The organism is Corynebacterium sp. NPDC060344 (genome assembly GCF_042725215.1).
Lineage (GTDB): Bacteria > Actinomycetota > Actinomycetes > Mycobacteriales > Mycobacteriaceae > Corynebacterium.
The window spans coordinates 1-22,584 of the sequence record NZ_JBHXCS010000011.1; the positions used below are offsets into that span (position 1 = coordinate 1).

30 protein-coding genes are annotated in these 22,584 nt (G+C 67.4%); all 30 read left to right on the plus strand.

The features are described from left to right. The first annotated feature begins 297 nt into the window (after positions 1 to 297). Complete coding sequence (gene rpsL, locus ACFWGD_RS11400) at positions 298 to 669, plus strand: 30S ribosomal protein S12 (protein WP_035121347.1); 372 nt, start codon at positions 298 to 300, stop codon at positions 667 to 669. 2 nt (positions 670 to 671) lie between these two features. Further along, positions 672 to 1,142: a 30S ribosomal protein S7 gene (gene rpsG / locus ACFWGD_RS11405; RefSeq protein WP_295628606.1), complete on the plus strand. Its 471-nt coding sequence runs from the start codon at positions 672 to 674 to the stop codon at positions 1,140 to 1,142. 207 nt (positions 1,143 to 1,349) lie between these two features. Further along, entirely contained in the window at positions 1,350 to 3,482 is a 2,133-nt protein-coding gene (gene fusA, locus ACFWGD_RS11410; protein ID WP_377778821.1) for an elongation factor G, read from the plus strand. Positions 3,483 to 3,861: 379 nt separating this feature from the next. Next, positions 3,862 to 5,052: an elongation factor Tu gene (gene tuf, locus ACFWGD_RS11415; RefSeq protein WP_377778822.1), complete on the plus strand. Its 1,191-nt coding sequence runs from the start codon at positions 3,862 to 3,864 to the stop codon at positions 5,050 to 5,052. A gap of 733 nt (positions 5,053 to 5,785) precedes the next feature. Continuing rightward, positions 5,786 to 6,091 carry a 30S ribosomal protein S10 gene (gene rpsJ, locus ACFWGD_RS11420; RefSeq protein ID WP_035121337.1) on the plus strand — a complete coding sequence of 102 codons (306 nt, stop codon included), beginning with the start codon at positions 5,786 to 5,788 and terminating at the stop codon, positions 6,089 to 6,091. A gap of 29 nt (positions 6,092 to 6,120) precedes the next feature. Beyond that, positions 6,121 to 6,777: a 50S ribosomal protein L3 gene (rplC, locus tag ACFWGD_RS11425; protein ID WP_377778823.1), complete on the plus strand. Its 657-nt coding sequence runs from the start codon at positions 6,121 to 6,123 to the stop codon at positions 6,775 to 6,777. Next, positions 6,774 to 7,424: a 50S ribosomal protein L4 gene (gene rplD / locus ACFWGD_RS11430; RefSeq protein ID WP_377778824.1), complete on the plus strand. Its 651-nt coding sequence runs from the start codon at positions 6,774 to 6,776 to the stop codon at positions 7,422 to 7,424. The genes rplC and rplD overlap by 4 nt, the downstream gene beginning before the upstream one ends. Then, complete coding sequence (gene rplW / locus ACFWGD_RS11435) at positions 7,424 to 7,729, plus strand: 50S ribosomal protein L23 (protein WP_377778825.1); 306 nt, start codon at positions 7,424 to 7,426, stop codon at positions 7,727 to 7,729. Before rplD ends, rplW begins: the two co-directional genes overlap by 1 nt. A 36-nt stretch (positions 7,730 to 7,765) precedes the next feature. Further along, a complete protein-coding gene (gene rplB, locus ACFWGD_RS11440) occupies positions 7,766 to 8,608 on the plus strand; it encodes a 50S ribosomal protein L2 (RefSeq protein ID WP_377778826.1) in 843 nt (280 codons plus the stop codon). Positions 8,609 to 8,622: 14 nt separating this feature from the next. Further along, entirely contained in the window at positions 8,623 to 8,901 is a 279-nt protein-coding gene (gene rpsS, locus ACFWGD_RS11445; protein WP_013241207.1) for a 30S ribosomal protein S19, read from the plus strand. A 3-nt stretch (positions 8,902 to 8,904) separates the two neighbouring features. Continuing rightward, entirely contained in the window at positions 8,905 to 9,267 is a 363-nt protein-coding gene (gene rplV / locus ACFWGD_RS11450; RefSeq protein ID WP_291343810.1) for a 50S ribosomal protein L22, read from the plus strand. After that, complete coding sequence (gene rpsC / locus ACFWGD_RS11455; protein WP_046650853.1) at positions 9,267 to 10,013, plus strand: 30S ribosomal protein S3; 747 nt, start codon at positions 9,267 to 9,269, stop codon at positions 10,011 to 10,013. The genes rplV and rpsC overlap by 1 nt, the downstream gene beginning before the upstream one ends. After that, a complete protein-coding gene (gene rplP, locus ACFWGD_RS11460; protein WP_290291165.1) occupies positions 10,014 to 10,430 on the plus strand; it encodes a 50S ribosomal protein L16 in 417 nt (138 codons plus the stop codon). Next, positions 10,430 to 10,666, plus strand: a complete 237-nt coding sequence (rpmC, locus tag ACFWGD_RS11465; RefSeq protein ID WP_035121313.1) for a 50S ribosomal protein L29 — start codon at positions 10,430 to 10,432, stop codon at positions 10,664 to 10,666. The genes rplP and rpmC overlap by 1 nt, the downstream gene beginning before the upstream one ends. Then, complete coding sequence (gene rpsQ, locus ACFWGD_RS11470) at positions 10,663 to 10,941, plus strand: 30S ribosomal protein S17 (RefSeq protein WP_377778827.1); 279 nt, start codon at positions 10,663 to 10,665, stop codon at positions 10,939 to 10,941. The genes rpmC and rpsQ overlap by 4 nt, the downstream gene beginning before the upstream one ends. Before the next feature lie 152 nt (positions 10,942 to 11,093). Beyond that, positions 11,094 to 12,248, plus strand: coding sequence for a hypothetical protein (locus tag ACFWGD_RS11475; RefSeq protein ID WP_377778828.1), 1,155 nt, complete (start codon positions 11,094 to 11,096; stop codon positions 12,246 to 12,248). 91 nt (positions 12,249 to 12,339) lie between these two features. Further along, a complete protein-coding gene (locus tag ACFWGD_RS11480; protein WP_377778829.1) occupies positions 12,340 to 12,984 on the plus strand; it encodes a class I SAM-dependent DNA methyltransferase in 645 nt (214 codons plus the stop codon). 249 nt (positions 12,985 to 13,233) lie between these two features. Beyond that, complete coding sequence (rplN, locus tag ACFWGD_RS11485; RefSeq protein WP_377778830.1) at positions 13,234 to 13,602, plus strand: 50S ribosomal protein L14; 369 nt, start codon at positions 13,234 to 13,236, stop codon at positions 13,600 to 13,602. Further along, a complete protein-coding gene (gene rplX / locus ACFWGD_RS11490) occupies positions 13,603 to 13,917 on the plus strand; it encodes a 50S ribosomal protein L24 (protein ID WP_377778831.1) in 315 nt (104 codons plus the stop codon). Positions 13,918 to 13,919: 2 nt separating this feature from the next. Beyond that, positions 13,920 to 14,489, plus strand: a complete 570-nt coding sequence (gene rplE, locus ACFWGD_RS11495) for a 50S ribosomal protein L5 (RefSeq protein ID WP_377778832.1) — start codon at positions 13,920 to 13,922, stop codon at positions 14,487 to 14,489. 927 nt (positions 14,490 to 15,416) lie between these two features. Continuing rightward, positions 15,417 to 16,346, plus strand: a complete 930-nt coding sequence (locus ACFWGD_RS11500) for a GDSL-type esterase/lipase family protein (RefSeq protein WP_377778833.1) — start codon at positions 15,417 to 15,419, stop codon at positions 16,344 to 16,346. A gap of 420 nt (positions 16,347 to 16,766) precedes the next feature. Further along, positions 16,767 to 17,165 (plus strand): 30S ribosomal protein S8, encoded by a 399-nt coding sequence (rpsH, locus tag ACFWGD_RS11505; RefSeq protein WP_377778834.1) that lies wholly within the window; start codon positions 16,767 to 16,769, stop codon positions 17,163 to 17,165. Between the two features lie 15 nt (positions 17,166 to 17,180). Beyond that, positions 17,181 to 17,717: a 50S ribosomal protein L6 gene (gene rplF / locus ACFWGD_RS11510; RefSeq protein ID WP_377778835.1), complete on the plus strand. Its 537-nt coding sequence runs from the start codon at positions 17,181 to 17,183 to the stop codon at positions 17,715 to 17,717. Then, positions 17,717 to 18,115: a 50S ribosomal protein L18 gene (gene rplR / locus ACFWGD_RS11515; RefSeq protein WP_377778836.1), complete on the plus strand. Its 399-nt coding sequence runs from the start codon at positions 17,717 to 17,719 to the stop codon at positions 18,113 to 18,115. Before rplF ends, rplR begins: the two co-directional genes overlap by 1 nt. A 37-nt stretch (positions 18,116 to 18,152) precedes the next feature. Next, positions 18,153 to 18,794: a 30S ribosomal protein S5 gene (gene rpsE, locus ACFWGD_RS11520; protein ID WP_377778837.1), complete on the plus strand. Its 642-nt coding sequence runs from the start codon at positions 18,153 to 18,155 to the stop codon at positions 18,792 to 18,794. A 5-nt stretch (positions 18,795 to 18,799) separates the two neighbouring features. Then, positions 18,800 to 18,985, plus strand: coding sequence for a 50S ribosomal protein L30 (gene rpmD, locus ACFWGD_RS11525; RefSeq protein WP_035121291.1), 186 nt, complete (start codon positions 18,800 to 18,802; stop codon positions 18,983 to 18,985). A 7-nt stretch (positions 18,986 to 18,992) separates the two neighbouring features. Further along, the gene (gene rplO, locus ACFWGD_RS11530; RefSeq protein ID WP_377778838.1) at positions 18,993 to 19,439 is read left to right on the plus strand and encodes a 50S ribosomal protein L15; all 447 of its coding nucleotides are present in this window, start codon (positions 18,993 to 18,995) and stop codon (positions 19,437 to 19,439) included. Positions 19,440 to 19,738: 299 nt separating this feature from the next. Then, positions 19,739 to 21,079, plus strand: coding sequence for a preprotein translocase subunit SecY (gene secY / locus ACFWGD_RS11535; RefSeq protein WP_377778839.1), 1,341 nt, complete (start codon positions 19,739 to 19,741; stop codon positions 21,077 to 21,079). Continuing rightward, on the plus strand, positions 21,079 to 21,630 hold the full coding sequence (locus tag ACFWGD_RS11540) for an adenylate kinase (RefSeq protein ID WP_377778840.1): 552 nt from the start codon (positions 21,079 to 21,081) through the stop codon (positions 21,628 to 21,630). The genes secY and ACFWGD_RS11540 overlap by 1 nt, the downstream gene beginning before the upstream one ends. 109 nt (positions 21,631 to 21,739) lie before the next feature. After that, positions 21,740 to 22,537, plus strand: a complete 798-nt coding sequence (map, locus tag ACFWGD_RS11545) for a type I methionyl aminopeptidase (RefSeq protein ID WP_377778876.1) — start codon at positions 21,740 to 21,742, stop codon at positions 22,535 to 22,537. The last annotated feature ends 47 nt before the right edge of the window (positions 22,538 to 22,584 follow it).

The following is a 22,584-nucleotide window of genomic DNA, read 5'->3' on the forward strand; positions in this document are numbered from 1 at the left end:
GGGGGCCGGGGCGGCCCCGGGCCCGGGGCGGGGGGGGGGTTGGGGGGGGGGGGCCGCCCAAAAGCAACTAGTGCTTTGCGACGGCCCCTCTTCCGTTTACCCACCTGCGTCTTTTGGGAATCGTCGCAGGTTGCACTACTGTTGGTGAACAGTCCCAAGATGTGTTTGGGAGTTGACGACATCACCCGGTAGGCCAGCGAGAGCGGCTGACTGGGTTTCGCACGTTTAAAAACCGATCCTCCACGCGCGACCGGACGGACACCGCCGTGTGATCGGAACGAACAAGAAAGAGGCTTCATGCCCACTATTCAGCAGCTGGTCCGCAAGGGCCGCCACGACAAGAAGTCGGCCACGTCCACGGCCGCCCTGAAGGGCTCGCCGCAGCGCCGTGGCGTGTGCACCCGCGTGTACACCACCACCCCGAAGAAGCCGAACTCGGCCCTCCGAAAGGTCGCCCGCGTTCGCCTGACCTCCGGCATCGAGGTCTCCGCCTACATTCCGGGCGAGGGCCACAACCTGCAGGAGCACTCGATGGTGCTCGTCCGCGGTGGCCGAGTGAAGGACCTCCCGGGCGTCCGCTACAAGATCGTCCGCGGCTCCCTCGACACCCAGGGCGTCAAGGACCGCAAGCAGGCCCGTTCCCGCTACGGCGCGAAGAAGGAGAAGTAAACATGCCTCGTAAGGGTCCCGCCCCCAAGCGTCCCGTCGTCAACGACCCGGTGTACGGCTCGCCGCTGGTCACCCAGCTCATCAACAAGGTGCTGCTGGACGGCAAGAAGTCCACGGCCGAGCGCATCGTCTACGGCGCCCTCGAGGCCTGCCGCGAGAAGACCGGCACCGACCCGGTGCTGACGCTCAAGCGCGCCATCGAGAACGTCAAGCCGGCCCTCGAGGTCCGCTCCCGCCGAGTCGGCGGCGCGACCTACCAGGTCCCGGTCGAGGTCCGCCCCGGCCGCGGCAACACCCTGGCCCTGCGCTGGCTGCTCATGTTCTCGCGCCAGCGCCGCGAGAACACCATGATGGAGCGTCTCGCCAACGAGATCCTCGACGCCTCCAACGGCCTCGGCGCGTCCGTCAAGCGCCGCGAGGACACGCACAAGATGGCCGAGGCCAACCGCGCCTTCGCCCACTACCGCTGGTAGTGACCGCGAACGCCGGATGAGGCCCCCAGGGGCCCCGCGTCCGGCGCGGCTCCCGGGGGCCTTCGGGCTCCCGGGGGGATTCACGGCGAGCCACCGGGCCTGATCGGTGGCAAGATAGATCGAGCAACCCGACCGCTGGCGGTCGAGGCGAAGACGCGAATACGTCCTGAGCCCCCGCCACACGATTTGAAACGAGTGGGGAATCAAGTGGCAGAAGGCGCACTTCCCGTCAAGAAGGATCTGAAGAAGGTCCGCAACATCGGCATCATGGCTCACATCGATGCCGGCAAGACCACCACGACCGAGCGCATCCTGTTCTACACGGGCATCAACCGCAAGGTCGGCGAGACGCACGATGGCGCCTCGACCACCGACTGGATGGAGCAGGAGAAGGAGCGCGGCATCACCATCACGTCCGCCGCGGTCACCTGTTTCTGGAACGACAACCAGATCAACATCATCGACACCCCGGGCCACGTCGACTTCACCGTCGAGGTCGAGCGCTCCCTGCGCGTGCTCGATGGCGCCGTCGCCGTCTTCGACGGCAAGGAGGGCGTCGAGCCCCAGTCGGAGCAGGTCTGGCGTCAGGCCCAGAAGTACGACGTCCCCCGCATCTGCTTCGTCAACAAGATGGACAAGCTGGGCGCCGACTTCGAGTACACCGTCGGCACCATCATCGATCGCCTCGGCGCCAAGCCGCTGGTGATGCAGCTGCCGATCGGCGCCGAGGATGACTTCGACGGCGTCGTCGACCTGCTCGAGATGCGCGCGCTGACCTGGCGCGGCAAGACCGAGATCGGCACCGAGGCCACCGTCGAGGAGATCCCGGCGGATCTGGTCGACAAGGCCAACGAGTACCGCGAGAAGCTGCTCGAGTCCGTCGCCGAGTCCGACGAAGAGCTCATGGAGAAGTACTTCGGCGGCGAGGAGCTGACCCTCGACGAGATCAAGGGCGCCATCCGCAAGATGGTCATCAACTCCGAGATCTACCCGGTCTACTGCGGCACCGCCTACAAGAACAAGGGCGTCCAGCCCCTGCTCGACGCGGTCGTCGATTTCCTGCCGACCCCGCTCGACGTGGGCGAGGTGCACGGCCACCAGGTCGGCGACGAGTCCGTCGACATGGTCCGCAAGCCGTCCGCCGAGGAGCCGTTCTCCGCGCTGGCGTTCAAGATCGCCGCGCACCCGTTCTTCGGCAAGCTGACCTTCGTGCGCGTCTACTCCGGCCGCGTGGAGCCGGGCGCCCAGGTGCTCAACTCCACCAAGGAGAAGAAGGAGCGCGTCGGCAAGCTCTTCCAGATGCACGCCAACAAGGAGAACCCGGTCGACGAGGCCGTGGCCGGCAACATCTACGCGTTCATCGGCCTGAAGGACACCACCACCGGTGACACCCTCTGCGCCCAGGACGCCCCGATCGTTCTCGAGTCCATGACCTTCCCGGATCCGGTCATCTCCGTGGCCATCGAGCCGAAGTCGAAGGCCGACCAGGAGAAGCTGGGCACCGCGATCCAGCGCCTGGCCGAAGAGGACCCGACCTTCACCGTCCGCCTGGACGACGAGACCGGCCAGACCGTCATCGGCGGCATGGGCGAGCTCCACCTCGACGTCCTGGTCGACCGCATGAAGCGCGAGTTCAAGGTCGAGGCCAACGTCGGCGCCCCGCAGGTCGCGTACCGCGAGACCATCCGCAAGCCGGTCGAGAAGTACGACTACACCCACAAGAAGCAGACCGGTGGTTCCGGTCAGTTCGCCAAGGTCATCGTGTCGCTGGAGCCCTACGCCCCGTCGCAGGATGAGCTGGAGGAGGGCGAGTCGGCCACCTACAAGTTCGAGAACGCCGTCACCGGCGGCCGCGTGCCCAGGGAGTACATCCCCTCGGTGGACGCCGGCATCCAGGACGCCATGCAGTACGGCACCCTGGCGGGCTTCCCGCTGGTCAACATCAAGGCCACCCTGCTCGACGGCCAGTACCACGAGGTCGACTCCTCCGAGATGGCCTTCAAGATCGCCGGCTCCATGGCCCTCAAGGAGGCCGTGCAGAAGGCGAAGCCGGTCCTGCTCGAGCCGATGATGGCCGTCGAGGTCATCACGCCCGAGGAGTACATGGGCGAGGTCATCGGCGACATCAACTCCCGCCGTGGCCAGGTCAACTCCATGGAGGACCGCACGGGCGTCAAGGCCGTCAAGGCCCTGGTCCCGCTGTCCGAGATGTTCGGTTACGTCGGCGACCTGCGTTCCAAGACGCAGGGCCGCGCCAACTACACCATGATCTTCGATTCCTACGCCGAGGTCCCCTCCTCGGTGGCGCAGGAGATCATTTCCGACCGCACCGGCAACTAAGCCGGCGCCCGGCCCCGCCGGCCGCGTCGCCCCAGCGCGACACGGCCGGCGGAGCCGGAACCCGCTGATCCGCAGTGCCGCGGATCGGGCAGGGTAGCGGCCCGCACCACCCACCGCCGACCGGGACTTCTGGTCCCGCCGACGGGCGGTGCGCGGTGCCGGCCGTTACCCCGTAAGCGATGCTGGGGGCCGAGTTTGATATGGGCCCGGCCCTACCATTAGTATCGTGTAACTGGCACAGTGAAAATGCACTGTCCGCTCCCTTCTTTGCGTCCGAAAACGCCGCCTTTCGTCGGCATTTCACATGGCGTGGGGAGTGGGCGACCACAATCTGTGGCTACGAAAGTCGTGGCCACCATGACGTCCAGGAGGACTAACAGTGGCGAAGGCGAAGTTCGAGCGTACGAAGCCGCACGTCAACATCGGCACCATCGGTCACGTCGACCATGGCAAGACCACCACCACGGCTGCCATCACCAAGGTTCTGGCCGACGAGTACCCGGAGCTCAACGAGGCCTTCGCCTTCGACGCCATCGACAAGGCGCCGGAGGAGAAGGAGCGTGGCATCACCATCAACGTGTCCCACGTTGAGTACCAGACGGAGAAGCGCCACTACGCGCACGTCGACGCCCCGGGTCACGCCGACTACATCAAGAACATGATCACCGGTGCCGCCCAGATGGACGGCGCGATCCTGGTCGTGGCCGCCACCGATGGCCCGATGCCGCAGACCCGTGAGCACGTCCTCCTGGCCCGCCAGGTCGGCGTCCCCTACATCCTCGTCGCCCTGAACAAGTGCGACATGGTCGACGACGAAGAGATCATCGAGCTCGTCGAGATGGAGGTCCGCGAGCTGCTGGCCGAGCAGGACTACGACGAGGACGCCCCGATCGTCCACATCTCCGCGCTGAAGGCGCTGGAGGGCGACGCCGAGTGGACCAAGTCCATCGTCGAGCTCATGCAGGCCGTCGACGACAACGTGCCGGACCCGGTCCGCGAGACCGAGAAGCCGTTCCTGATGCCCGTCGAGGACATCTTCACCATCACCGGCCGCGGCACCGTCGCCACCGGTCGCGTCGAGCGCGGTCAGCTCAACGTGAACGATGAGGTCGAGATCCTGGGCATCAAGGAGCAGTCCCAGAAGACCACCGTCACGGGCATCGAGATGTTCCGCAAGCTGCTGGACTACACCGAGGCCGGCGACAACTGTGGCCTGCTGCTCCGCGGCATCAAGCGCGAGGACATCGAGCGCGGCCAGATCATCGCCAAGCCGGGCGCGTACACCCCGCACACCGAGTTCGAGGGCTCCGTCTACATCCTGTCCAAGGATGAGGGCGGCCGCCACACCCCGTTCTTCGACAACTACCGCCCGCAGTTCTACTTCCGCACCACCGACGTCACCGGCGTCGTGAAGCTGCCGGAGGGCACCGAGATGGTCATGCCGGGCGACAACGTCGACATGTCCGTCACCCTGATCCAGCCGGTCGCGATGGACGAGGGCCTGCGCTTCGCCATCCGCGAGGGTGGCCGCACCGTCGGCGCCGGCCGCGTCACCAAGATCACCAAGTAATTCCCGGTGTTCTAGCGGACTGATCCCGCCGGCTCGTCCGGCGGCATCGCCCGCGGCCTGAATGAGGGCCCTTCCCCGAGTTTCTCGGGGAGGGGCCCTTTTTCGCGTCCGGGGCGGGGTGGTGCGCGCGGGGCCGTTGTCAAGCATGTCGTCAAGCACCTGCTTTGCGACGGCCACCGCGCAGCTGGAGCGACCTTCGTCACAGTCTGCCGGGAGATTTGGGTGAAGGGGCCCGGTCGTGCTTTAATGGCCGGGTTGCTTTAACACGGCGTCACCGCCGCGAGCCCCGCCAGGCCCCAGGGAACCGGCGAAGTCGCGGACCGCGCCGATGGTGAAGTGAGCATGGCCACGAGAGCCGGAGACCGGGAAACCGGGCGACGGCGACGTGTCCTGCGGTCGAAAAGAGGGCGACACGCCCGACCGCGGGGACCGGTGTTGGCATGGCAAATACACAGCGGCAGTAGGCGAAGGGCACCCACGCTTTCACGGGGGAGCCTCTCCTTCAACTGGGATATCGGTCGTGAACCGCGCGCATGCGCACGGGGATCGCCGTCCTCTCGGAATGCATCGGCGCTGTGCTGCGCCATGCCCGACGACGGTGGTCACACGACAAATCGATAAACCAGCATCGACATTCTGGCGCTGGCCATGACCGGCTAGGCACACCGGCGCACAGAAGACAATGACAGGGTCGACGCCCCTCGAGGGCGCGCCGACCGAGGAGAGGACAAGCGTGGCGGGACAAAAGATCCGCATCAGGCTGAAGGCCTACGACCACGAGGCGATTGACGCGTCCGCGCGTCGCATCGTCGAGACGGTGACCCGTACGGGCGCCCGAGTGGTCGGCCCCGTGCCGTTGCCCACCGAAAAGAACGTGTACTGCGTCATCCGCTCGCCGCACAAGTACAAGGACTCGCGCGAGCACTTCGAGATGCGCACCCACAAGCGCCTGATCGACATTCTCGACCCGACCCCGAAGACCGTCGACGCCCTCATGCGCATCGACCTTCCGGCGTCCGTCGACGTCAACATTCAGTGAGCCTGGACTACGGCAGCGGAGACTAGATAATGAGTGAAAACGAGATCAAGGGCATCCTGGGCACCAAGCTCGGCATGACCCAGGTCTTCGACGAGGACAACCGGGTCGTCCCGGTGACCGTCGTCGAGGCCGGGCCGTGCGTTGTGACCCAGGTGCGCACGAAGGACGTGGACGGCTACGACGCCGTCCAGATCGCCTACGGCGAGATTGACCCCCGTAAGGCCAACAAGCCCCAGGCCGGCCACTTCAAGAAGGCCGGCGTGACCCCGCGTCGCCACACCGTGGAGATCCGGACCCCCGACGCCTCCTCGTACGAGGTCGGCCAGGAGGTCGGCGTGGACGTGTTCGGCGACATCGAGTTCGTCGACGTCACCGGCACCTCCAAGGGCAAGGGCTTCGCCGGCGCCATGAAGCGCCACGGCTTCGCCGGCCAGGGCGCCTCCCACGGCAACCAGGCCGCGCACCGTCGCGTCGGCGGCATCGGCGCCTGCGCCACGCCCGCCCGCGTGTTCAAGGGCAAGCGCATGGCCGGCCGCATGGGCAATGACCGGGTCACGACCCAGAACCTGAAGATCCAGAAGATCGACGCCGACGCCAACCTGCTCCTGATCAAGGGTGCGGTTCCGGGCATTCGCGGCGGCCTTCTGGTTGTCAAGACCGCTGTGAAGGGTGGTGCTCACGCATGACGAACCTCAAGCTTGACGTCCACACCGCCGACGGTGGCGTGAACGGCTCCGTGGAACTCCCGGCCGAGATCTTCGACGCCGAGGTGTCGACCGCCCTGATGCACCAGGTCGTCGTCGCCCAGCGCGCCGCGGCTCGCCAGGGCACCCACAAGACCAAGACCCGCGCCGAGGTGCGTGGCGGCGGCCGCAAGCCGTGGCGCCAGAAGGGCACCGGCCGCGCCCGCCAGGGCTCGATCCGTGCTCCGCACTGGACCGGCGGCGGCGTCGTCCACGGCCCCACGCCGCGCGACTACTCGCAGCGCACCCCCAAGAAGATGAAGGCGGCCGCCCTGCGCGGCGCCCTGACCGACCGAGTCCGCCACGACCGCATCCACGTGGTCGAGGAGCTCGTCGCCGGCCAGACCCCGTCCACCAAGACGGCGCGCACCTTCATCGAGCGTCTGACCGACCGCAATTCCGTGCTGGTCGTCCTCCCGCGCGAGGACGTCACGGCGTGGAAGTCCGTCAACAACCTGGCGAACGTCCACACCCTGTCGCAGGACCAGCTCAACACCTACGACGTGCTGAAGGCCGATGACGTCGTGTTCGCCGTGCAGGCGCTCAACGAGTTCATCGCCCGCAACGCCGGTGCGGAGGAGGAGAAGTAATGGCCACCATCGCGGATCCCCGTGACATCATCATCGCCCCGGTCGTGTCGGAGAAGTCCTACGGGCTGATGGAACAGAACGTGTACACGTTCCTGGTCCGTCCCGACGCCAACAAGACCCAGATCAAGATCGCGGTCCAGGAGATCTTCGGCGTGCAGGTCGCCAGCGTGAACACCGCCAACCGTGAGGGCAAGCGCAAGCGCTCCCGCACCGGTTACGGTCAGCGCAAGGCCACCAAGCGCGCGTACGTGACTCTCGCGGCCGGCAGCGATCCCATCGACATCTTCGGCGGTTCGGCCGCCTAAGGCTGGTCGACGAGGAAGTTAAGGAAGAGCAAAAGTATGGCTATTCGCAAGTACAAGCCGACTACGCCGGGTCGCCGCCAGAGCTCCGTCTCCGAGTTCAGCGAGGTCACTCGCTCGACTCCCGAGAAGTCTCTGCTGCGCCCGCTGTCGAAGACCGGTGGCCGCAACGTGCACGGCCACATCACCACCCGCCACAAGGGTGGTGGCCACAAGCGCCAGTACCGCGTCATCGATTTCCGCCGCAACGACAAGGACGGCGTGCCGGCCAAGGTCGCTCACATCGAGTACGACCCGAACCGCACCGCCAACATTGCGCTGCTGCACTACGTCGACGGCGAGAAGCGCTACATCGTTTCGCCGAAGGGCCTGAAGCAGGGCGCCATCGTCGAGTCCGGCGCCAACGCCGACATCAAGGTGGGCAACAACCTGCCGCTGCGCAACATCCCGACGGGTACGACCATCCACTGCGTCGAGCTCAAGCCGGGCGCCGGCGCCCAGCTGGCCCGCTCGGCCGGCACCTCCATCCAGCTGCTGGGCAAGGAAGGCAAGTACGCCATCCTGCGCATGCCGTCTTCGGAGATCCGCCGCGTCGACGCGCGCTGCCGCGCCACCGTGGGTGAGGTCGGCAACGCCGATCAGATCAACATCCGCTGGGGCAAGGCCGGCCGCATGCGCTGGAAGGGCTGGCGCCCGACCGTGCGCGGTGTCGTCATGAACCCGGTCGACCACCCGCACGGTGGCGGCGAGGGCAAGACCTCGGGTGGCCGCCACCCGGTGTCGCCGTGGGGCCAGAAGGAAGGCCGCACCCGCAAGCCCAACCGCCCGAGCGACCGGCTGATCGTCCGCCGCCGCCGCACCAACAAGAACAAGAAGCGCTAAGGAGGGAACAGAGAATGCCACGCAGCCTTAAGAAGGGCCCGTTCGTCGATGAGCACCTCCTTGCGAAGGTGGACGCTCAGAACGAGAAGGGCACCAAGCAGGTCATCAAGACCTGGTCCCGCCGCTCCACGATTCTCCCCGATTTCATCGGCCACACCTTCGCCGTCCACGACGGTCGCAAGCATGTGCCGGTGTTCGTGGACGACTCGATGGTCGGCCACAAGCTGGGCGAGTTCGCGCCCACGAAGACCTTCAAGGGTCACATCAAGGACGACAAGAAGGGACGTCGATAAGCCATGAGCAACGACATCACCTCCGCCCGCGCCACCGCGCGCTTCGTCCGCGTCACCCCGATGAAGGCCCGTCGCGTGCTGGACACGGTCCGCGGCAAGTCGGTCTCCGAGGCGCTCTCCATGCTGGAGTACGCCCCGCAGACCGCGTCCCAGCCGATCTCGAAGCTGGTCGCCTCCGCGGCGGCCAACGCCGAGAACAACTTCGGCCTGGACCCCCGCACCCTCGTCATCGCCCAGGCCTGGGCCGATGAGGGACCGACCATGAAGCGCTTCCGCCCCCGTGCGCAGGGCCGTGCTTTCCACGTCCGCAAGCGCACGAGCCACATCACCGTGGTCGTCGAGAGCCAGAAGGGAAGTGCTCAGTAGTGGGACAGAAGATCCATCCCCACGGCCTCCGGCTGGGAATCTCCAGCGACTGGAAGTCCCGCTGGTACGCCGACAAGCAGTACGCCGACTACCTCGCCGAGGACATCAAGATCCGTGATCTGCTGTCCACCGGCCTGGAGCGCGCCGGCATCTCCGACGTCGTCATCGAGCGCACGCGTGACCGCGTTCGCGTCGACATCCACACCGCCCGACCGGGCATCGTCATCGGTCGCCGCGGCTCGGAGGCCGACCGCATCCGCGGTGAGCTGGAGAAGCTCACCGGCAAGCAGGTCCAGCTGAACATCCTCGAGGTCAAGAACATCGACGCGGATGCCAAGCTGGTCGCCCAGTCCATCGCCGAGCAGCTGACCAACCGCGTGGCGTTCCGCCGCGCGATGCGCAAGGCCATCCAGTCCTCCATGCGCCAGCCGCAGGTTAAGGGCATCAAGGTCGTGTGCTCCGGTCGTCTGGGCGGTGCCGAGATGGGCCGCACCGAGCGCTACCACGAGGGTCGCGTGCCGCTGCACACCCTGCGCGCGGAGATCGACTACGGCACCCACGAGGCCCACACCACCTTCGGACGCATCGGCGTCAAGGTGTGGATCTACAAGGGTGACGTCATCGGTGGCCGCCGCGAGTCCGAGATGAACGCCGGTCGCGACGGTCAGCGCCGCGGCGACCGCCGTGAGCGCCCGCGTCGTGGTGGCCAGCGCCGCCAGCGGGCCTCCGAGAAGAAGGAGGGCTAAATGCTCATCCCGAAGCGCGTCAAGTACCGCCGCCAGCACCGTCCGCACCGTTCCGGCGTCGCCAAGGGCGGCACCCAGGTGACGTTCGGCGATTACGGCCTGCAGGCCCTGGAGCCGGCGTACATCACGAACCGCCAGATCGAGGCCGCCCGTATCGCCATCAACCGCCACGTCAAGCGTGGTGGCAAGGTGTGGATCCAGATTTTCCCGGATCGTCCGCTGACCCAGAAGCCGCTCGGCGTGCGCATGGGTTCCGGTAAGGGCCCCGTCGAGAAGTGGGTCGCCAACGTCAAGCCGGGTCGCATCATGTTCGAGATGTCCTACCCGGACGAGAAGACCGCAATGGAGGCGCTCAAGCGCGCCGGCGCGAAGCTTCCCTGCAAGACCCGAGTCGTCCGGAAGGAGGATCAGTACTGATGTCTAACGGCATTCCCGCCCACGAGCTCCGCTCGCTGGATAACGATGGCCTGGTCGCCAAGCTCAAGGAGTCCAAGGAGGAGCTGTTCAACCTCCGATTCCAGATGGCCACCGGTCAGCTGACCAACAACCGTCGACTGAGCGCCGTCCGCAAGGACATCGCCCGCATCTACACCGTGATGCGCGAGCGTGAGCTCGGCCTGTCCGCCGCCCCCACCGATGGTGATGCGGCATGAGCGAGGAAAACATGAACCAGACCGAGTCCGGCGCCCGCAAGGTCCGCTCCGGTTACGTCGTGTCCGACAAGATGCAGAAGACCATCGTCGTCGAGCTCGAGGACCGCAAGCAGCACCGCCTGTACGGCAAGATCCTGCGCACCAACTCCAAGGTGAAGGCCCACGATGAGAACGGGGAAGCCGGCATCGGCGACCGCGTGCGCATCGAGGAGTGCCGTCCGCTTTCCAAGGACAAGCACTTCCGCCTGATCGAGATCATCGAGAAGGCCCGCTAAGCGGTTCTTCGCGAGAGTCTCTTTCGCTTGACGACGCCCCCGTCCCCCCGGTTCGCCGGGGAGGCGGGGGCTTCGTCGTATCCGGGTGCGGGCACCTCGGCGGCGTCGTCAAGCAATCGGCGCGGATCCGCGACCGCGTGTACAAGGGATGCATGGGAGATGGCGGCGGTTCCGTGGACCGGGGGAAGATTGCGCTTGGCTGCATGGTCGCGGTGCTGGCGGTGATCGCGGCGGTGGTGATCCTGGGCGGCGTGCTTTTGTCGGGGCTTTCGGCGAAAGGCGATGGGGGAGAAACGAAGGCCGAGCTCGAGGAGCATGCGGCGCGGGAGTTGCCGGGCGTCGACGTGGAGGTCCGGGAGACCGTGGACAAGTCGCGCGACCTGTGGGTGACGGTCGGCGGGGAGGTGGCGTCGATCCCCGAGGTGATGGACGTCCACCGTGTGCTGGGGGAGATGGCGGCGATGGCCGAGGACGCGAACTGGGGGTTCGACGGCTCGGCGGCGGTGGAGCTCGATGACGCCCCGGTGCCCGTCGACGTGGCGTTCGACCACGGCACGGATGGCGCCGAATTGCGCGGGGTGCTGGAGGATCCGGCCGCACGGACGTTCCGGGCGCTGACGGTGCCGGCGCCGACGGAACCGATTGCGCTGGGCGGTGCGTCGTGCGACCTGTCCGACCCGCAGTGTTTCGGCGATCGCGCGAGTGCGGCGGCCACCGTGGAAGCGGCACCGTATCGGGCGCGGCCATCGGATTCCGGGCGGTTCATAGGGCACGTTGCCCTGGAGATCCCGGTATCCGATGCCGCGATGTCGGAGGAGGAGGAGGAGCGGCTCGAGCGCGGCCAGACGCAGGAGGGGGAGGAGATCCGCAGGTCCACTCGGGTGCGCATAGAGGTCGATGGTCCCGCCGACCGGGCGGCCGCCGCCGACATGGTGCGGTGGGCGGGTGATGCCGCCGGACGGATGGCCGTCGTCGGGCTCGCGGGGGATGGGCGGGTGCCGCCGCTGCGGATCGCCCCGTCGATGAGCATCGGTCACCTCGGCGTGCCGCGGGTGACCGTCGACGCGTACAACGTCGGGGACGGCCCGGGCGAGGTGCGTGCCGCCGTCGAGCGCGTTGCATCCGTGCTGGCCGAGTTGGAGCAGGCGTCGGGCGGCGTTCCGGGCGCGGACGAGGGCATCCACGTCACCGTCGACGGCCTGCCGGAGTACGGCAAGGTCGAGGTCGTGGTCGGCGGCTGTTCCGCGGAGCCGGCCGTGGAGGACGCGGAAAAGACGCTGCGGGCCCGGTTCGAGACATGCCGATGATGTAGGGGCTGCGGCGGGGCCCTCGCAAAGCAATGCCACCGCACCCGCGTGGCCCAGGGCGACCGGCGGGGGAGTGCGCCATACTGGGGGCATGAACATGCACCGCACGTGGTCCGAGATCGTCGCCGCCGACCCGGGGCATTCGCGCCGGTACGCGGAGCGGTGGGCGAATTTCGCCGCGCAGGGCCGCGACATCGACGGTGAGGCGCGGATGGTCGACGCGATGGCGCCGCGCGGTGGCCGCATCCTCGACGCCGGCTGCGGGCAGGGCCGCCTCGGCGGGTACCTCGCCGATCGCGGGCACCGGGTGCTCGGCGTCGACATCGACCCGTACCTCATCTCCGTCGCCCGCGAGGTCCAGCCGGGCGGCACCTGGAAGGTCGGCGACCTGGCGCGGCTGGGCGAGGTGCTTGCCGACGCTTCCGCGGACCCCGTCGCCGCCGAAGCCGGGCAGCACCCGACGGGCGATTTCGACGTCATCGTCGCCGCGGGCAACGTCCTGACGTTCATCGACCCCGCCGACCGCGGCGCCGTGCTCATCGGATTCCGCGACGCACTGGCCGGCGACGGCCGCGTGGTCATGGGGTTCGGCGCCGGGCGCGGCTGGTCGCTCGACGACTTCGAATCCGACGCGTTCGAGGCGGGGCTGCGCATCACCCACCGGTTCTCCACCTGGAACCTGCTGCCCTTCGGCGAAGACGCCAACTTCATCGTCGCCATCGCCGAACGGGCGTGAGGCCGGGGGCCTGTGCGCGGGCCGTCGCAAAGCAAGCACCCGCCCCGCGGCGATTTGGGCCGCCACCGGTGACCATGCAATAATTCACGGGTTGCGAGTGACGGTGTGCGTCAGCGCGGCGGCCACGCATGGTTCGATCCACGCCCCGGCCCCGGCTGAGACCCCCGAAACACCCGCAACCGAATCAGACCGCGTGCGCTCGGGACGGAAATCCGGCGCACACAGCAATCCAGGTCAAGGAGAACCGTAGTGATTCAGCAGGAATCGCGTCTGCGGGTCGCCGACAACACCGGTGCCAGGGAAATCCTGTGCATCCGCGTGCTCGGTGGCTCCACCCGACGCTTCGCCGGCATCGGCGATGTCATCGTGGCCACCGTCAAGGAGGCCACCCCGGGCGGCAACGTCAAGTCCGGCGAGATCGTCCGCGCCGTCGTCGTCCGCACCAAGAAGGAGACCCGTCGCCCCGACGGCTCCTACATCTCGTTCGACGAGAACGCCGCCGTCCTGATCAAGGCCGACAACGAGCCGCGCGGCACCCGCATCTTCGGCCCGGTCGCGCGTGAGCTTCGCGACAAGAAGTTCATGAAGATCGTGTCGCTCGCACCGGAGGTGATTTAAGTGAAGATCCGCAAGGGCGATACCGTCCTGGTCATCTCGGGTCCGGACAAGGGCGCGCAGGGCGAGGTCATCGAGGCCTACCCGACGCGCGACAAGGTCCTGGTCTCGGGCGTCAACAAGATCAAGAAGCACGTCGCGAACTCCGCTCCGGAGCGTGGCGCCTCGTCCGGTGGCATCGTCACCCAGGAGGCCCCGATCCACGTGTCGAACGTCATGCTCGTCGATGAAGAGGGCACCCCGACTCGCGTCGGCTACCGCTTCGATGAGGACGGCAAGAAGGTTCGCATCTCCCGTCGCACCGGGAAGGACATCTAAGCATGAGCGAGAACTACACCCCCCGCCTCAAGGCGCGCTACCGCGGTGAGATCCGCGAGAACCTGCAGAAGGAGTTCTCCTTCGAGAACGTCATGCAGATTCCGGGCGTCACCAAGGTCGTCGTCAACATGGGCGTCGGCGAGGCCGCCCGCGACTCCAAGCAGATCAACGGTGCGCTCCACGACCTGACCCTGATCACGGGCCAGAAGCCGGAGCTGCGTCGCGCGAAGAAGTCGATCGCCAACTTCAAGCTGCGCGAGGGCATGCCCATCGGCGCCCGCGTCACGCTGCGCGGCGACCGCATGTGGGAGTTCCTGGATCGTCTGCTGACGGTCGCCCTCCCGCGTATCCGCGACTTCCGCGGCCTGTCGGACAAGCAGTTCGACGGCCACGGCAACTACACCTTCGGTCTCTCCGAGCAGTCCATGTTCTACGAGATCGACATCGACAAGATGGACCGCCCCCGCGGCATGGACATCACGGTCGTCACCACCGCCACGAACAACGACGAGGGTCGCGCCCTGCTGCGCGAGCTCGGCTTCCCGTTCAAGACCGCCCAGCACCAGGACTAGTCTCCGACTGATCCGCGCCGGCAATCTGGCACCGAGACCCCCGCTTCCTTTCGAGGAGGCGGGGGTTTCGCGTTGCCGGGTTGCGCTTCGCGCCTGCTTTGCGACGCCGCCGTCGCCCCACGAGTGTGCGGCACACGGTCTCCACCGCACACTCGTCAGATGTGCAGCCCCTATCGTGCCCACGAGTGTGCGGTACGCGGCCTCCACCGCACACTCGTCAGATGTGCAGCCCCTGCCGGGCCCACGAGTGTGCGGTACAGGGCCCCTGGTGCACATTCGTCAAACCTGCAGCCCCGCCGCCCGTCGTTAAGCCGATGGTCGAGCGGCCGTCAGCCGTGCATTCCCATGCGAGGCTTCCGGGGCTGCCCGCCGGCCGAGGTTTCGTGCCGTGGAGATGCCAACGCGGCGTCGGCAAATGCGTTTGCGCAGGTCGGCGAAATCGGTGGCATCCATACGTCACGAGAGCCTGGCCGGCAGGGTCGACGTGGTGCGCGGTGGGGAGTGCGCTGCGGGGATGGGAGAAGGGGAAGCGGGGAAAGGGGGAGGGGAAGCGCGGAGGGAAGAAGGGGAAGCGGGGAGAGGGGGAAAGGGGGAGAGGAAGAGTGGATGGGAGAAGGGGAAGCGGGGAATGGGCGACGGGGAGCACCGGGGAGCGCGTCCCCATTTCGGGTGTGACGCGTGTGGTGTGACGCACCGCATACCCCGCGCAGGGGTGCGGGGGAAGCAGTGGCGGAAGGGGCGTGTGGCGGGCAAAACCGGTCGTCCGGGGCCGTCCGGAATCGCGCCAACCTGCGGTTTGTAACAAACCGATCACGAACGTCGGGCGACACGGTAACATCGGCATCCCTGGGCACTGGATGAAGATGCGGTAAGAACCGCAGGCCCACGACTTGACACGGCTCTCAAGAAACGGCACGGTTTCCACTCATGAAGAAGTCTCTCTCCACCAAGGTCCGCTCCGCGGCCATCGCCGCCGTCACGGTTCTGGGCCTCGGCCTGGGTGCCGCCGGCGCCGCCGCCCAGCCTGCCCTCCCGCCGCTCCCGGCCCTGCCGGCCACCCCGGGCATCCCGGCCCTGCCGGGTGTCCCGAACCTGAACCCGGCCCCGGCCACGGGCGCCAAGCAGGTCGTCGCGTTCGGCGACTCCTTCACCGCCAACGCCGGCAAGTCCGGCCCGCGCGGCCTGGAGCCGGGCCAGACCCCGGTCGTGGCCAACTGCGCCACCGACATGGAGAACTGGCCGAAGATCGCCGCGCACCAGGCCGGCAAGTCCATCGGCGACTGGTCCTGCAACGGCATGGGCGGCGCCCCGGTCGTGCAGCTGGTCGGCTACGTCGAGGCCGCCATCATGCACGGCGACCTGGGCCCGGGCACCGAGGACGTCGTCTTCATGTACGGCGGCATGGACGCCCTGCAGTGGGTCGACGTCGCCGGCAAGATGCAGAACATGGGCCAGCTGAACAACACGCTGTACCAGCAGGAGCTGCAGCACGTCGCCAACCGCATCCGCGAGGTTGCGCCGGGCGCGCAGATCCACCTGGCCTCGTACCCGGAGTACGCGACCAACGACCAGCTCTGCCTGGTCAACCTGCCGGGCCAGACCGTGCCGATCCCGGCGCCGGGCGGCACGCAGATCCAGCAGGCCTTCCGTGACTCGATCGCCAACGCCGCGCAGTTCATCGGCGCGAACTTCATCGACGTCTACCAGGCCACCATCGGCCACGGCACCTGCAATCCGGATGACAACCAGCGCTTCGTCGCCGGTTTCATGGACCCGGCCATGGGCCCGATGACGAACCACCCGACCATCAAGGGCCAGTACGCGATGGGCGACATCGTCGCCCCGCACATCCGCTAGACACGGACTTCTTCGCAGTTGCCCCGCCCGGGGCCGGTCACATGGCCGGCTTCGGGCGGGGTTTTGCGCGTCGCGGGCCAGGTCATGGCTTGACGACGCCCACGCGGGCCGTCGTCAAGCCCGATCTGCCGGAGGGGCGAGAGCGATTTGGGTGCGAGGCGTAGCTGCTGGTAGGTTGGACCGGTCCGCTCCACGGACGCGTATCCCGCCATGCCATCGGCACGGCGGCGCGCCCCGAGCAGGATTGCCAAGCTGAAACTTTGCTGAAGGCCCCCCGCCCCGATCCAGCGTCCCGCGCGTATCGGGTGGCGAGCCATCCGGGCTACTGAACCCGGCTGGCGCCAGTTGCCCCGAAAATCGCGTGGATCACGTGATGGGGTGGGAAGGAACCGCAGCGAGAAAGGAATGCGGTCACTCAACATGACCATGACTGATCCCATCGCCGACATGCTGTCGCGCGTGCGCAACGCCAACAACGCGTACCACGACACCGTCACGATGCCGTCGTCCAAGATCAAGGCGAACATCGCCGGAATCCTCAAGCAGGAGGGTTACATCGAGGACTACAGCGTCGAGGACGCCAAGGTCGGCAAGACCCTGACCCTGAACCTCAAGTACGGCCCCTCCCGTGAGCGTTCGATCGCCGGCGTCCGCCGCGTGTCGAAGCCGGGTCTGCGCGTGTACGCGAAGTCCACCAACCTGCCGAAGGTCCTCGGCGGCCTGGGCGTGGCCATCATCTCCACGTCCCAGGGCCTGCTGACCGACCGTCAGGCCACCGAGAAGAAGGTGGGCGGGGAAGTCCTCGCCTACGTCTGGTAAGGGGGATATCGAAAAATGTCGCGTATCGGCAAGAACCCCATCGCCGTCCCGAACGGCGTCACCGCCACCATCGAAGGCCAGGACGTCACCGTCAAGGGCCCGAAGGGCGAGCTGTCCGTCACCATCCCGGCGCCCATCACGGCGTCGCAGGAGGACGGCAAGATCGTCGTCGCCCGTCCGGACGACCACCGCAAGAACCGTTCCCTCCACGGTCTGTCCCGCTCGCTGATCGACAACATGGTCGTCGGCGTCACGCAGGGCTACACCATCAAGATGGAGATCTTCGGCGTGGGCTACCGCGTGCAGAAGAAGGGCAAGGACCTCGAGTTCGCCCTCGGTTACTCCCACCCGGTCCTCATCGAGGCCCCCGAGGGCGTGACCTTCGACGTCGACGGCAACACCAAGCTGTCGGTTTCGGGCATCGACAAGCAGCAGGTCGGACAGATCGCCGCCAACATCCGTCGTCTGCGGAAGGACGACCCCTACAAGGGCAAGGGCATCCGCTACGAGGGCGAGCAGATCCGTCGCAAGGTCGGAAAGACGGGTAAGTAATGAGCAACAACAACGAAAAGCGCCTCCCGGTCGGCAAGGACATCTCGACGCGTCGCCGCGTCGCCCGCGCCCGCCGCCACGCGCGCCTGCGCAAGAACATCCGCGGCACCGCCGAGACCCCGCGTCTCGTGGTCCACCGCTCCTCGCGCCACATGACCGCCCAGATCATCGACGACTCGATCGGCCGCACCCTGGCCTCGGCGTCGACGCTGGACGCGGACATCCGCGGCGTCGAGGGCGACAAGAAGGCCCGCAGCGCCAAGGTCGGCGAGGTCCTCGCCGCCCGCGCCAAGGACGCCGGCATCGATTCGGTCGTCTTCGACCGCGGTGGTTACCAGTACCACGGCCGCGTGGCCGCGCTGGCCGACGCCGCCCGCGAAGGTGGCCTGAAGTTCTAATGATGCAGACCAATAAGTTCTACGGAAGGAACGCGTGATGCCGGGACGTGAACGGCGTGACGGCGGACGTGGCTCCGCCGACAACCAGAACAACAACAACCGCCGCGACGATCGTCGCGACGGCGGCCGCGGTGGCCGCGACAACCGTCGCCAGCAGGACGAGCGCAACCAGTTCCTGGAGCGCGTCGTCACCATCAACCGCGTGTCCAAGGTCGTGAAGGGCGGTCGTCGCTTCAGCTTCACCGCTCTCGTGATCGTGGGCGACGGCGAGGGCAACGTGGGCGTCGGCTACGGCAAGGCGAAGGAGGTGCCGGCTGCGATCCAGAAGGGCGCCGAGGAGGCTCGCAAGAACTTCTTCCGCGTCCCGATGATCGGCGGCACCATCACCCACCCGGTTCAGGGCGAGGCCGCTGCCGGCGTCGTCATGCTCCGCCCGGCGGCGCCGGGTACCGGCGTCATCGCCGGTGGCGCCGTCCGCCCGGTGCTCGAGTGCGCCGGCGTGCAGGACGTGCTGTCGAAGTCCCTGGGCTCCGACAACGCCATCAACGTCGTCCACGCCACCGTGGACGCCCTCAAGCAGCTGGTGCGCCCCGAAGAGGTCGCCGCTCGTCGCGGCAAGACCCTCGAAGAGGTCGCCCCGGCCGGTATGCTGCGCGCTCGCGCGGGTCAGGGAGCGTGATTGACATGGCTCTGAAGATCACCCAGCTCCGCGGCACCGCGGGAACCAAGCAGAACCAGAAGGACTCGCTGCGCACCCTCGGCCTGAAGCGCCGGCACCAGTCCGTGGTCCGTCCGGATACCCCGGAGGTCCGCGGCCTGATCAACGCCGTGCGTCACATGGTCGAGGTCGAAGAAGTGGCGGGGGAGTAGGCACATCATGACTGATCCCATCAAGCTCCACGACCTGGCTCCGGCCCCGGGCGCCAAGAAGGACAAGACCCGCGTTGGCCGCGGTGAGGCGTCCAAGGGCAAGACCGCCGGTCGCGGCACCAAGGGCACCAAGGCCCGCAAGCAGGTTTCGGCGGCGTTCGAGGGCGGCCAGATGCCGCTGCACATGCGCCTGCCGAAGCTCAAGGGCTTCAAGAACCCGGCGAAGGTGACCTTCCAGGTCGTCAACGTCGCGGATCTGGCCCGTCTCTTCCCGGAGGGTGGCGACGTCACCGTCGCCGACCTGGTCGCCAAGGGCGCCGTGCGCCCGAAGCAGCCGGTGAAGGTCCTCGGCAACGGTGACATCGACGTCAAGGTCAACGTCACCGCCGACAAGTTCTCGGGCTCCGCGAAGTCCAAGATCGAGGCCGCGGGCGGTTCCGTCACCGAGGCGTAAAACCCTCTGGCGCGATCGCACCAGCGACCCACGAAGAACCGCGGTTCCGGCTCCGGCCGGACCGCGGTTTTTTCGTGCCCGCAGACGCAGGGGTAGCCCGTTTTCGGCCGTTACCGCGCCGTGATGGGACCGGAATCGGGCGGCGCTGCTAGACTCACAGAGTCCAATTACGTCCACTATCAGTTCGCCCGCGAACCAGGCCCGCAGCGTCACACCGCGCAGGCCACGGACGACGCCCCTCCCGCCCCCACCGCCTCACGGCGACGGGCGCCGGGCCGTCGTAAAGCGGGTTCAGGAGGATGCACGTGCCTTCCGGTTTCCTGGCGGCCCTGCGCGACCCCGATCTGCGGAAAAAGATCCTGTTCACCCTGGGCATGATCATTCTGTACCGCATCGGCGCGCAGATCCCCACCCCGGGCGTCGACTACCAGACGGTGGCGGCACGCCTTGAGCAGATCACGCAGGACCAGTCCAGCGTGTACTCGCTCATCAACTTGTTCTCGGGCGGCGCCCTGCTGCAGATGGCCATCTTCGGCATCGGCATCATGCCGTACATCACCGCGTCGATCATCGTGCAGCTGTTGACGGTGGTGATCCCGCACTTCGAGCAGCTGAAGAAGGAAGGCCAATCCGGCCAGGCCAAGATGACGCAGTACACGCGCTATCTGACGGTCGCCCTGGCGCTGCTGCAGTCGTCCGGCATCGTCGCCATGGCCGACCGCGGCGCCCTGCTCGGCGGCAACCAGTCGCTGCTGGTGGAGGGCGCGGGCCTGTTTGACATGATCGTCATGGTCCTCGTGCTCACCTCCGGCGCCGTGCTGGTGATGTGGTTCGGCGAGCTGATCACCGACCGCGGCGTCGGCAACGGCATGTCGCTGATGATTTTCGCCGGCATCGCCGCCCAGATGCCCGCCGAGGGCGCCGGCATCCTGCAGTCCGCCGGCGGCCTGGTCTTCGCCACCGTCATGGCCGCCGTGCTGGTGCTCATCATCGGCGTCATCTTCATCGAGCAGGGCCAGCGCCGCATCCCGGTGCAGTACGCCAAGCGCATGGTCGGCCGCCGCCAGTACGGCGGGTCGTCGACCTACCTGCCGCTGAAGGTCAACCAGGCCGGCGTCATCCCGGTCATCTTCGCGTCGTCGCTGATCTACGTGCCGGTGCTGATCACCCAGATCGTGCAGTCCGGCCAGGAGAACCCGTCGCAGGACAACTGGTGGCAGCAGAACGTCATCCAGTACCTGCTGTCGCCGTCGAGCTGGCAGTACATCGTCATCTTCTTCGCCATGATCGTGTTCTTCTCGTACTTCTACACCTCGGTGCAGTACGACCCGAACGATCAGGCCGAGAACATGAAGAAGTACGGCGGCTTCATCCCGGGCTTCCGCCCCGGCCGGCCCACCGCCGAGTACCTCGGCTACGTGATCACCCGCCTGCTGGCGGTCGGCTCGCTGTACCTGGCGCTCATCGCCGTTCTGCCGAACTTCATGCTCGATCTGGGCATCGGCAGCAACCAGGGCGGCATGGCCGGCGGTATGTTCGGTGGTACGGCCCTGCTGATTCTCGTGTCCGTCGCGCTGACGACCGTGAAGCAGATCGAAAGCCAGCTCATGCAACGCAACTACGAAGGGTTCTTGAAGTAATGCGACTCGTTCTCCTTGGTCCCCCCGGTGCCGGCAAGGGCACCCAGGCCGCCATTCTTTCCGAGAAGCTGGGCGTGCCCCACATTTCGACCGGTGATCTGTTCCGCGCGAACATCGGCGAGGGCACCCCGCTCGGCATCGAGGCGAAGTCCTACATGGACGCCGGCAACCTGGTCCCCGACGACGTGACGGTCCGCATGGTCGAGTCGCGCCTGGAGGAGGACGACGCGAAGGCCGGTTTCCTGCTGGACGGTTTCCCCCGCACGGTGCCGCAGGCCGATGAGCTCGAGCGCATCCTGAAGGGCCTCGGCCTGGAGCTCGACGGCGTCGTGCAGTTCGACGTGTCGGAGGACGTCGTGGTGGAGCGCATGCTCGCCCGCGGCCGCGCCGACGACACCGAGGACGTCATCCGCAACCGCATGCAGGTCTACGCGCGCGAGACCGCGCCGCTGCTGGACCACTACGCGGACAAGGTCGTCAAGATCAAGGCGGAGGGTTCCGTCGAGGAGATCAACGCGGCCACGATGACCGAGCTGGACAAGCTCAAGTAGTTCTCCACTTCGCGTGACCCGGGGCCCCGTGCCCCGGGTTTTTGCTTTGCGACGTCACGGTGCCCCGCCCGTGCGCCCGCGGGCGGCGGGGGTAGTCTTTCGGATCGTGATCAGAATCCGACGCAAGCGCCCCACCGTCCCCGCGAAGTCCGCCGCCGAGCTCGATGCGATGCAGGCGGCCGGCGAGATCGTCGGCCGCGCGCTGGTGGCGGTGCGCGATGCCGCGGTGCCGGGGGCGACCACGCAGGACCTCAACGACGTCGCGCACGAGGTCATCACCTCCGCCGGCGCGGTGCCGTCGTTCCTCGGCTACGAGGGCTTCCCGGCGTCGGTGTGCGCCTCGGTCAACGAGGTCATCGTCCACGGCATCCCGTCGCGCGACCGCGTGCTCGCCGAGGGCGATCTGGTGTCCATCGATTGCGGCGCGATCCTCGATGGGTGGCACGGCGATTCGGCTCTCACGTTCGGCGTCGGAAAGCTCCCTGAAGAGTGGGAGAAGCTCAACGTCGCAACCTCCGAGGTGCTCGACGCCGGCATCGCGGCGATGGTGCCGGGCGCGCGGCTGACGGACATTTCCCATGCGCTCGAGCAGGCGACGCGGGCCGCGGAGCTGCGCCACGACATCGAGCTGGGCATCGTCGACGGTTACGGCGGCCACGGCATCGGCCGCGAGCTGCACATGGAGCCGTTCCTGGCCAACGAGGGCAAGGCCGGCAAGGGGCCGGTGATCCAGGAGGGGTCGGTGCTGGCCATCGAGCCGATGCTCATCCTCGGCGGCGAGTGGGGCTCCGACGAGCTCGGCGACGGCTGGACCGTCGTGTCCGCCGACGGCCAGCCGTCGTCGCACTGGGAGCACACCGTCGCTGCTACGGCGCAGGGCCCGCGGATTCTCACGCCGCGGCCGTAGGCGGTTCCGGGGCCCGCTTGGCGACGCCCACCGGTGACCCCCGCCAC